The sequence below is a fragment of the Streptomyces purpurogeneiscleroticus genome (assembly GCF_020024005.1).
Lineage (GTDB): Bacteria > Actinomycetota > Actinomycetes > Streptomycetales > Streptomycetaceae > Streptomyces > Streptomyces purpurogeneiscleroticus.
Window position 1 is genome coordinate 1 of sequence record NZ_NHSG01000482.1, and the last position, 9,222, is coordinate 9,222.

7 protein-coding genes are annotated in these 9,222 nt (G+C 70.2%); all 7 read right to left on the reverse strand.

Annotation, left to right across the window (positions count from 1 at the left end; all coding sequences use genetic code 11):
• On the reverse strand, positions 1–441 hold a 441-nt coding region (locus CCS38_RS34660; RefSeq protein ID WP_223737593.1), incomplete at its 3' end, for an inositol-3-phosphate synthase.
• A gap of 83 nt (positions 442–524) precedes the next feature.
• Positions 525–1,931, reverse strand: coding sequence for a ThuA domain-containing protein (locus tag CCS38_RS34665; RefSeq protein WP_372457206.1), 1,407 nt, complete (start codon positions 1,929–1,931; stop codon positions 525–527).
• A 134-nt stretch (positions 1,932–2,065) separates the two neighbouring features.
• Entirely contained in the window at positions 2,066–4,516 is a 2,451-nt protein-coding gene (locus CCS38_RS34670) for a PQQ-dependent sugar dehydrogenase (protein WP_223737594.1), read from the reverse strand.
• A gap of 188 nt (positions 4,517–4,704) precedes the next feature.
• A complete protein-coding gene (locus CCS38_RS34675; protein WP_223737595.1) occupies positions 4,705–5,712 on the reverse strand; it encodes a sugar phosphate isomerase/epimerase family protein in 1,008 nt (335 codons plus the stop codon).
• A gap of 86 nt (positions 5,713–5,798) precedes the next feature.
• Positions 5,799–6,974, reverse strand: coding sequence for a Gfo/Idh/MocA family protein (locus tag CCS38_RS34680; protein WP_223737596.1), 1,176 nt, complete (start codon positions 6,972–6,974; stop codon positions 5,799–5,801).
• Positions 6,975–7,064: 90 nt separating this feature from the next.
• Positions 7,065–8,084: a substrate-binding domain-containing protein gene (locus CCS38_RS34685; protein ID WP_223737597.1), complete on the reverse strand. Its 1,020-nt coding sequence runs from the start codon at positions 8,082–8,084 to the stop codon at positions 7,065–7,067.
• A 104-nt stretch (positions 8,085–8,188) separates the two neighbouring features.
• On the reverse strand, positions 8,189–9,220 hold the full coding sequence (locus tag CCS38_RS34690) for an ABC transporter permease (protein ID WP_223737598.1): 1,032 nt from the start codon (positions 9,218–9,220) through the stop codon (positions 8,189–8,191).
• Positions 9,221–9,222 lie beyond the last annotated feature (2 nt).

Genomic DNA, 9,222 nt, shown 5'->3' on the forward strand with positions numbered 1-9,222 from the left:
CGCCGCCGACACGGAAATCCGCCCCGGCTCCGTAGACGCCACGTTGATCACGACCACCCGTTCCAGACCATGCGCATTGCGGAAAGCGCGCAGGTCCGTGGCGAAGGCGGCAGCCAGCGCCTCGTCGTCACGAGTGTCACCCGACTGCGGCCCGCCGGGGCGGATTTCCGTGTCGGCGGCGGCGAGTTCGGCATGTACCGAACGCGGCAGGCCATGCGGCAGTACGCCACCCGCGGCGAGCTCCTCCGCCCGCTTCGGCAGTGGGCAGGACGTGATGTCATGGCCGCCGAAGACCAGCGAGGCGAGCGGCGGCAGCGGGACGTCGGCGAACGCGGCGGTCTCGGTGACCATGCCGGTCGGCTCGTGGAGTCCGGCGGCGAGTGCCGCGCAGCCCGCGACGACGGTCGTCGCGACCGACCCGCGCGCGCCGATCAGCCACACCCCCGTACGACCGGAATCACCGGAGCCACCGAAACCAGCGGCACTTCCCCCACCCGCGCCCGTACCCGTACCCGTATCTGTACTCACCGCTCCCCGCCCTTCTCCGGCAGTTCCTTCAGCTCCTTGATCCGGATGTCGCGGAACGCCACCTGGTCCTCGGAGCCGTGGTTCTGGATGCCGACGTAACCCTGGCGCAAGGAGCGGGCCGGGTCGTGGTTGGTGAAGTCGTTGATCTTGCGGCCGTTGAGGAAGACCTTCAGGCGTTCGCCCTGGACGCGGATCTCATAGGTGTTCCACTCCCCCGGCGGGTTCAGGGCCGCGTCCCGGGCCTCGATGTCCGCGGCCTGGAAGCCGTAGACGGAACCGGTGGTGTGGTCGGGGGTGTCGGTGGCGTCGATCTGGATCTCGTAGCCGTTGTTCACCGCCGACCAGGGGTCGTCGGAGGCCGGGAAGCCCACGTAGACGCCCGAGTTGTCGTCACCGGACTCGCTCGCCATCTTCCAGTCCAGCTTCAGGGAGTAGGCGTGCTGCTCCTTGGCCGCGTACCAGAGCATGCCCATGCCGCCCGTCGAGGTGAGCGTGCCGTCGTCCTCGTTCAGGGTGAAGGAGCCGGGGCCCGCCTGCTTCCAGCCCTTCAAGCTCGCCGCGGTGCCGTCGAAGAGGGCGGTGTATCCAGTCTCCGGTCGGCAGTCGGCCTGAGCCCGGCCTGTCGCATATTGGATACCGCCGAGGAGATGGGTGCGGAAGGCGGGCTCGGCGTAGGACTCCTTGGTGTGGCCGGCGCCCGTGTAGAAGGCGCGGCCGCCGCGGTACTCCTGGCACCAGGCGAGGGGGTGGTCCCCGCCCATCGTGCCGCCGGTGTACGTCGACTCGTCGAGGGATGCGAGGACGTGGGCGCGCTCGCGCGGGTTGGTGCGGTAGTTGTACCACTCGTCGGTGCGGTCCCAGGCCGCCGCCAGGTGGGCGGTGGCGGGGTGGGCCCGGTCCTCGACGCGTACGGTGGCGGGCTGGATGGCCGGGTGCGACTGGAAGTACGCGCCGGCCAAGCCGCCGTAGAAGGGCCAGTCGTACTCGGTGTCGGCGGCCGCGTGCACGCCGACGTAGCCGCCGCCCTGGCCGATGTACTTCTCGAAGGCGGTCTGCTGGGCGGCATCGAGGACGTCGCCGGTCGTGGAGAGGAAGACCACTGCGTCGTAACGGGCGAGGTTGGCCTCGGTGAAGGCACCGGCGTCCTCCGTCGCGTCGACGGCGAAGCCGTGTTCAGAGCCGAGGTCCTTGACCGTGGCGATGCCCTGCGGAATCGAGTCGTGGCGGAAGCCGGCGGTCTTGGAGAAGACCAGGACCCGGGCGCCGTCGGCCGCGCCCGCGCCGTCCTGGGGCGCGGCCGTGCCGGGCAGCGCCATGGTCGCGAGCAGGGCGGCGGCCGCCGCGGCGGTGATGCCGAGCCGACGTACGGCGAGCCGTCTTGCGGTGGGTCGATGCAAGGACATGTGCGGAGTCCTTCCTCCAGCAGCGGGGGGTGGCTGGGCAAGGGGCCTCGGAGCGGATGCGGCCGGGCGAGGGGCGGGCGGGCCCGGTGGCCCACCCGCCTGTTCACCGCGGATTCACCGCGGAGCTGGATCTGTCACTTCGTGGTGATCTCGAAGTCGTCCACGTCGTACAGCGCGCCCGTGCCGCTCCCCTTGAAGACGAGGTAGAGCGTCGTCGTCCCGGCGGGCGGCTTGGCGATAGCCGTGCTGACGTCGGTGTACGTCTCCCAGCCGCCGGTCACCGGCACCTTCGCCGTGCCGAGCAGCCTGCCGTCGGGCTTGCCCGTACGGATCTCCAGCGTGCCGCCGGTGCCCGCGGAGGCGACCCGGGCGGTGAGCTTCGTGGCGTCGGAGACGCGGTACGGGGTGAAGCCGATCCAGTCGCCATTGTGGATATTGCCGACAGTCTTCCCGCCATGGGCCGGCGTGTGGTTCACGGCCGACACGCCCTCGGAGGAGCTGTAGTGCTCGGCCTGGCGGTGCTTTGGCTGGGTGATGCTCTGGGCGTGGGTGGTCAGCGCCGGCTGGCCGTTGGCGCCCTTGTCGGTGTACTCGGCGTCGAAGACACCGAAGATGTTGGCGTTGGCATCGTGTTCACCGTCGGCCAGCGTCTGAATGGTGCCCTCGCAGCCCTTGGCCGAGGTGACGGCGTGGCCGTGGCTGTCGTGGCCGAGGATGTGGGTGACGGTGACCTTCGAGCAGTCGATCTGGCCGTCCTCCGGGTCGGTGACCTTGACCTTGAAGGGGACCTTGTCACCGAAGGTGAAGAGCTGCCCGTCACCCGGGAGTTCGAGTGTCACCTTGGGGGCGGTGTTGCCGACCGTGAGGTGCACGCTGGCCGAGCCGGTGCGGCCGGAGGGGTCCTTCGCGGTGACGGTCGCCGTGTAGGTGCCGTTCTTCTTGTACGTGTGGGACGGGTTCTGCTCGGTGGACTTGGTGCCGTCGCCGAAGTCCCAGCTGTAGGTGATCGCGTCGCCGTCGGCGTCGGTCGCGCTCGCGTTGAACTGCGCCTTCAGCGGGGCCTGGCCCGAGGTGCGGTCGACCTTCGCATCGACGACCGGCGAGTGGCCGTCGGTGGCGTTCTCGATGCGGTACAGCGCGGAGTTCGCGTCGCCATTGAAGTAGCCGGTGCCGTAGTCCAGTACGTACAGCGCGCCGTCCGGGCCGAAGGCCATGTCCATGACCTGGGTACCGGTCCAGGGGAAGGCATTGATGGACTGGACGGCGCCGTCGTCGGCCTTCTCGATGCGCTTGATCCAGCGGCGGCCGAATTCGCCGGCGAAGTAGTCGCCGTCGTACGCCTCGGGGAACTTCACCTTGGAGTCGAGAGCGGCGTCGTAACGGTAGACCGGGCCGCCCATCGGGGACTCGGAGCCGCTGCCGAACTCCGGTACGGAGGCGTTGTCATACGGTATCCACGCGGCCTGGGCCGGTGGCAGGTCGGTCAGGCCCGTGTTGTGGACCGAGGTGTTCTTGGGCGCGGCACAGTCGAAAGCCTCGCCGGACTGCCCGGTGGCGAAGTCGTAGTCGATGTAGGCATCGTTGTCGCCGGTGCAGTACGGCCAGCCGTAGTTGCCGGCCTTGGTGACGCGGGCGAACTCGACCTGTCCGGCCGGGCCGCGGGTGGGGCTGGCGGCGCCGGCGTCGGGCCCGTAGTCACCGACGTACACGATGCCGGTGGGCTTGTCGACGCTCATCCGGAAGGGGTTGCGGAAGCCCATGGCGTAGATCTCGGGCCGGGTCTTCTCGGTGCCGGGCGCGAAGAGGTTGCCCTCGGGGATGTCGTACGAGCCGTCGGCGTTCACCTTGATGCGCAGGATCTTGCCGCGCAGGTCATTGGTGTTGGCGGAGGTGCGCTGGGCGTCGTACGCGGGGTTGCGGTCGGCGCGCTCGTCGATGGGCGTGTAGCCGTCCGAGGCGAACGGGTTGGTGTCGTCGCCGGTGGAGAGATACAGATTGCCCTGCGCGTCGAAGTCGATGTCGCCGCCGACGTGGCAGCAGGTGCCGCGCGAGGTGGGCACCTCCAGGATCTTCTTCTCGCTGGCGGTGTCCAGCGTGCCGTCCTCCTTGAGGACGAAGCGGGACAGCCGGTTCAGGCCGTCGAACTTGGCGAAGTCGGCGGCGGTGCCGTTGTCGGGCGCGTCACCGGCGGGGGTGTCCAGCGGCGGAGCGTAAAATAGGTAGATGAACCGGTTGTCCTTGAAGCCGGGGTCGACGCCGACGCCCTGCAGGCCCTCTTCGTCGTGGGTGTAGACGGGGAGCTTGCCGGCGACCTTGGTGTAGCCGGTGGCGTCGGTCAGCCGGAGCGTGCCGTCGCGGGACGTGTGCAGGACCGAGCGGTCGGGGAGGACGGCGAGCGTCATCGGCTCGCCCATCTCCGGCTCACCCTTGGCGAGGGTGACCTGCTGGAAGTCCTCGGCGGCGGCCGCCGGCGCGGCCGGCGCGGCGGAGGTGGGGCTGACGCCGAGCGTGAGTGAGCCTGCGGCGAGCAGGCCGCCCGTGAAAAGGGCCAGGGTGGAGCGGACTCTGAGACGTCTTCTGTGCACGCGGTGCCTCCCGGGCGGGTTGAAGTGCCGTGCGGTGGGCGGTGCTGGGAGTTCAGTGCGCTGTGCGAGCCTCATGTACATGTACGTGACACCAGAGGCGAAGGTAGTCGCGTTTGCGCGCTACGGATAGACCTTTGACATGGATGATGGGGACTTCTGCCCTCAGGAGGACAAAGGCGGATGACCCGTCAGCTGTCGGCGCTGCCGAAGGCCGCGTCGAACGATGCCGTCGGCGGTTCGTAGTCGTACGCCTTGAGCCGGGCCAGCGCCTCGGGGGCGCCCTGGAGCCGGTCCATACCGGCGTCCTCCCACTCCACCGACACCGGTCCCTCGTACCCGATCGAGCGCAGCATCCGGAAGCAGTCCTCCCACGGGACGTCGCCGTGGCCTGCGGAGACGAAGTCCCAGCCGCGTCGCGGATCGCCCCAGGGCAGGTGGGAGCCGAGCCGCCCGTTGCGGCCGTCGAGGCGCTTCCTGGCCTCCTTGCAGTCGACGTGGTAGATCCGGTCGCGGAAGTCCCAGAGGAAGCCGACCGGGTCCAGGTCCTGCCAGACGAAGTGGGACGGGTCGAAGTTGAGCCCGAAGGCGGGCCGGTGGCCGACGGCTTCCAGGGCCTGCTGGGTGGTCCAGTAGTCGTATGCGATCTCGCTCGGGTGGACCTCGTGGGCGAAGCGGACGCCCTCGGCGTCGAAGACGTCCAGTATCGGATTCCAGCGCTCGGCGAAGTCCTCGTAGCCGCGTTCGATCATGCCGGGGAGGACCGGCGGGAACATCGCGACCAGGTGCCAGACGGCGGAGCCGGTGAAGCCGACGACCGTACGCACGCCGAAGGCCGCGGCGGCGCGGGCGGTGTCCTGCATCTCGGCCGCCGCCCGCTGCCGTACGCCCTCGGGCTCGCCGTCGCCCCAGACGCGCGCCGGCAGGATCGCCCGGTGCCGCTCGTCGATGATGGCGTCGCAGACCGCCTGGCCCACCAGGTGGTTGGAGACGGCCCAGCACTTCAGGCCGTACTTGTCCAGGAGCTGCCGCCGGCCGTCCAGATAGCCGGGGTCGGCCAGCGCCTTGTCGACCTCGAAGTGGTCGCCCCAGCAGGCGAGTTCGAGGCCGTCGTAACCGAAGTCGCGGGCCAGCCGGCAGACCTCCTCCAGGGGCAGGTCGGCCCACTGGCCGGTGAAGAGCGTGAAGGGGCGGGGCATACGGGGGCCTCCTCGGCGGACGGTCGTCAGTCGACCGGCGTCAGTCGCCGGTCATCGGTCGTCGGTGTCCCCCGTCGTCGGTGTCCTCAGTCGACGATCGGGGTGTATGCAGAATTCTTGGCGGCGCTCTCCTCGACGGCGGCCAGTACGCGCTGCACCCGCAGCCCGTCGGCGAAGGACGGCGCGGGGTCGGCGCCCGCCGCGATGGCGTGCACCAGGTCGCGGGCCTGGTGGACGAAGGTGTGCTCGTACCCGAGGCCGTGGCCCGGGGGCCACCACCCCTCCAGGTACGGGTGGTCCGGCTCGGTGACCAGGATGCGGCGGAAGCCGGCCGCCTCGGCCGGTTCGGTGTGGTCGTGGAAGGACAGCTCGTTGAGGCGTTCCAGGTCGAAGGAGAGCGAGCCGCGGTCGCCGTTGACCTCGATGCGGAGGGAGTTCTTGCGGCCCGCCGCGACCCGGCTGGCCTCGAAGGACGCCAGCGCGCCCGAGGCGAACCGGCCGGTGAACAGCGCGGCGTCGTCCACCGTCACCTCGCCCGTGCCGCCGCCCGAGGACAGCGGCCGCTGCCGTACGAAGGTCTCGGTGACCGCCGAGACGCCCGTCAGCAACTCCCCCGCGAGATACTGTGCGAGGTCGACAATATGCGCACCCAGGTCGCCGAGCGCGCCGGAGCCCGCGCTCTCCTTGCGCAGCCGCCAGGTCATCGGGGCCAGCGGGTCGACCAGCCAGTCCTGGAGGTACGTGGCACGCAGCTGGCGCAGCGTACCGATGCGGCCCTCCTCGATGAAGCGGCGGGCGAGCGCCATCGCCGGCGTGCGCCGGTAGTTGAAGCCGACCATGGCGATCCGGCCGCGGGCCCGCGCCGACTCGGCGGCGGCCAGCATGGCCTCCGCCTCCGCGACGGAGTTGGCCAGCGGCTTCTCGCACAGGACGTGCTTGCCCGCTTCGAGGGCCGCGAGGGCGATCTCGGCGTGGCTGTCGCCGGGTGTGCAGATGTCGACCAGGTCGACGTCGTCGCGGGCGATCAGGGCCCGCCAGTCGGTCTCGGCCGCGGCCCAGCCGAGGCGGTCGGCGGCGGCGCGTACGGCATCGGCGTCCCGGCCGCAGACGGCGTTCATGGCGGGGCGCAGCGGCAGGTCGAAGACCCGGGCAGCGGTGCGCCAGCCCTGGGAGTGCGCGGCGCCCATGAAGGCGTAGCCGACCATGCCGATCCCCAGTGCGGGGCGGCCGTCGGGGGTGGGGTCCTTCGCGTTGTCGTCCATGCATCACCTCATCGGTGGTGGTCAGGTGAGGGAGAGCGGGGCGCGGCGGCCGGGCGGCGCGCGGGGCCGGCGGCTGCGCCGCGCCGCGCGTCAGTTGAATCCGGTCGGCAGGTAGTCGTCGACGTTGTCCTTGGTGACGACCGCCGAGTACAGGGTGATCGAGGCGGGGATCTCCAGCTCGGCCATACCGCTGATCCCCTTGCCCTGGCCGAGCGCGCGGGCCAGGTCGATCGCGGAGGCGGACATCGTCGGCGGGTAGAGCACGGTGGCCTTCAGTACGGAGTTGTCCGCCTTGATGGTGTCCATGACCTTGCGGGAACCGGCACCGCCGACCATGAGGAAGCCGTCCCTGCCCGCCTGTTCGATGGCCCGCTCAGCGCCCACGCCCTGGTCGTCGTCGTGGTTCCACAGGGCGTCGAAGTCGGGGTGCGCCTGGAGCAGCCCGGCCATCTTGGACTGGCCCGACTCGACGGTGAACTCGGCGGCCTGCCGGCCCACCTTCTCGATGTTGGGGTAGTTCTTCAGGGCGTCGTCGAAGCCCTTGGTGCGCTGCCGGGTCAGCTCCAGGTTGTCGATCCCGGCGAGCTCGACGACCTTGGCGTTCTTCTTGTCCTTCAGCTGCTCGCCGATGTAGTGCCCGGCGTTCAGGCCCATGCCGTAGTTGTCGCCGCCGACCCAGCAGCGGTACGCCTGCTGGGACGCGAAGACCCGGTCGAGGTTGACGACGGGGATGCCGGCCCGCATGGCCTTCAGGCCGACCTGGGTGAGCGCCTTGCCGTCGGCGGGCAGGATGACCAGTACGTCGACCTTCTTGTTGATCAGGGTCTCGATCTGCCCGATCTGCTGGGCGGTGTCGTTCGAACCCTCGGTGATCTCCAGGGTGACGTCCTCGTACTGCTTCGCGCGCTCCTTGGCGTTCTGGTTGATCGCGTTCAGCCAGCCGTGGTCGGCCTGCGGCCCGGCGAAGCCGATGGTGACCTTCTTGCCGGGCTTGTCGTCGACCCCGCCGGCCTGCTGCTGCTTGCCGGTGCCGGCCGAGGCGTTGTTCTCGTTGCTGGTGCAGGCGGTGAGGAAGGCACCGGCGGAGACGGCCGCGGCGCCGAAGAGCATGTTCCTGCGGCTGGTTCCGGGACCGTCCGGGGTGCGTGCTGTAGACGATCGCGGTGTAGACGACCGGGCTGTAGACGATCCGGGTGTAGACGGTATGCGCTGCGTCATGACTTGCGGCCCTTCTGTACCAGTACGGCGGCGACGATGATGGCGCCCTTGGCGATCTGCTGGACAGCGGTCTCCAGGTTGTTCAGGGCGAACAGGTTGGTGATCGTGGTGAAGACGAGGACGCCCAGGACGGAGCCGGTGATGGTGCCGCGGCCACCGCTGAGGAGGGTGCCGCCGATGATGGCCGCGGCGATGGCGTCGAGTTCGTAGAGGTTCCCGTTGGTGTTCTGGCCCGAGCCGGTCAGCACGATCAGCAGGAAGGCCGCGATCCCGCAGCACAGCCCGGACAGCAGGTACAGGAGCAGCCGCTGGCGGCGTACGTCGATGCCGGCCAGCCGGGCCGCCTCCGGGTTGCCGCCGACCGCGACGGTGCGCCGGCCGAAGGTCGTACGGTTCAGCAGCAGCCAGCCGGCAGCCGTGACGACGGCGAAGACCAGCACGATGGGCGGGATGCCGAACAGGTACGCGTCCCGGCGGCCCAGCGCGAGCACCGGCTCGACGGACACCACCTGCGTACCGCCCTGGCTGATCTGCAACGCGAGGCCGCGGGCCGAGGCGAGCATGGCGAGGGTGGCGATGAAGGGGACCATGCCGCCGAACGACACCAGCAGCCCGTTGACCAGCCCGCAGCCCAGAGCCACCAGCAGCGAACACAGCAGGATGCCGCCGAGGCCGTACTGCTGTGTCGCCACCGTCGTCGCCCAGACCGTGGCGAGCGCCACCATCGCGCCGACGGACAGGTCGATGCCGCCGCCGATGATGACGAAAGTGACGCCGACGGTGACCACGCCGATCACGGACGCCTGGGTGAGGACGAGCTGGAGGTTCTGCACGCTCAGGAACTGCTCGGGCTTGGTGAGCGCGCCGACCAGTACGAGTGCGGCGAGCACCCCGAGCAGCGAGAGATTGCGGACGTCGGGGCGGTGGCGGGCGCGGGCGTGCCGGGTGTCGCCGGCGGCCGGTGCGGCGGGGCCCGGGGGCGCGCTGCCCGCCTCGGCCGGGAGGGCGTGTCCTTCGGAGGTGTTCACGG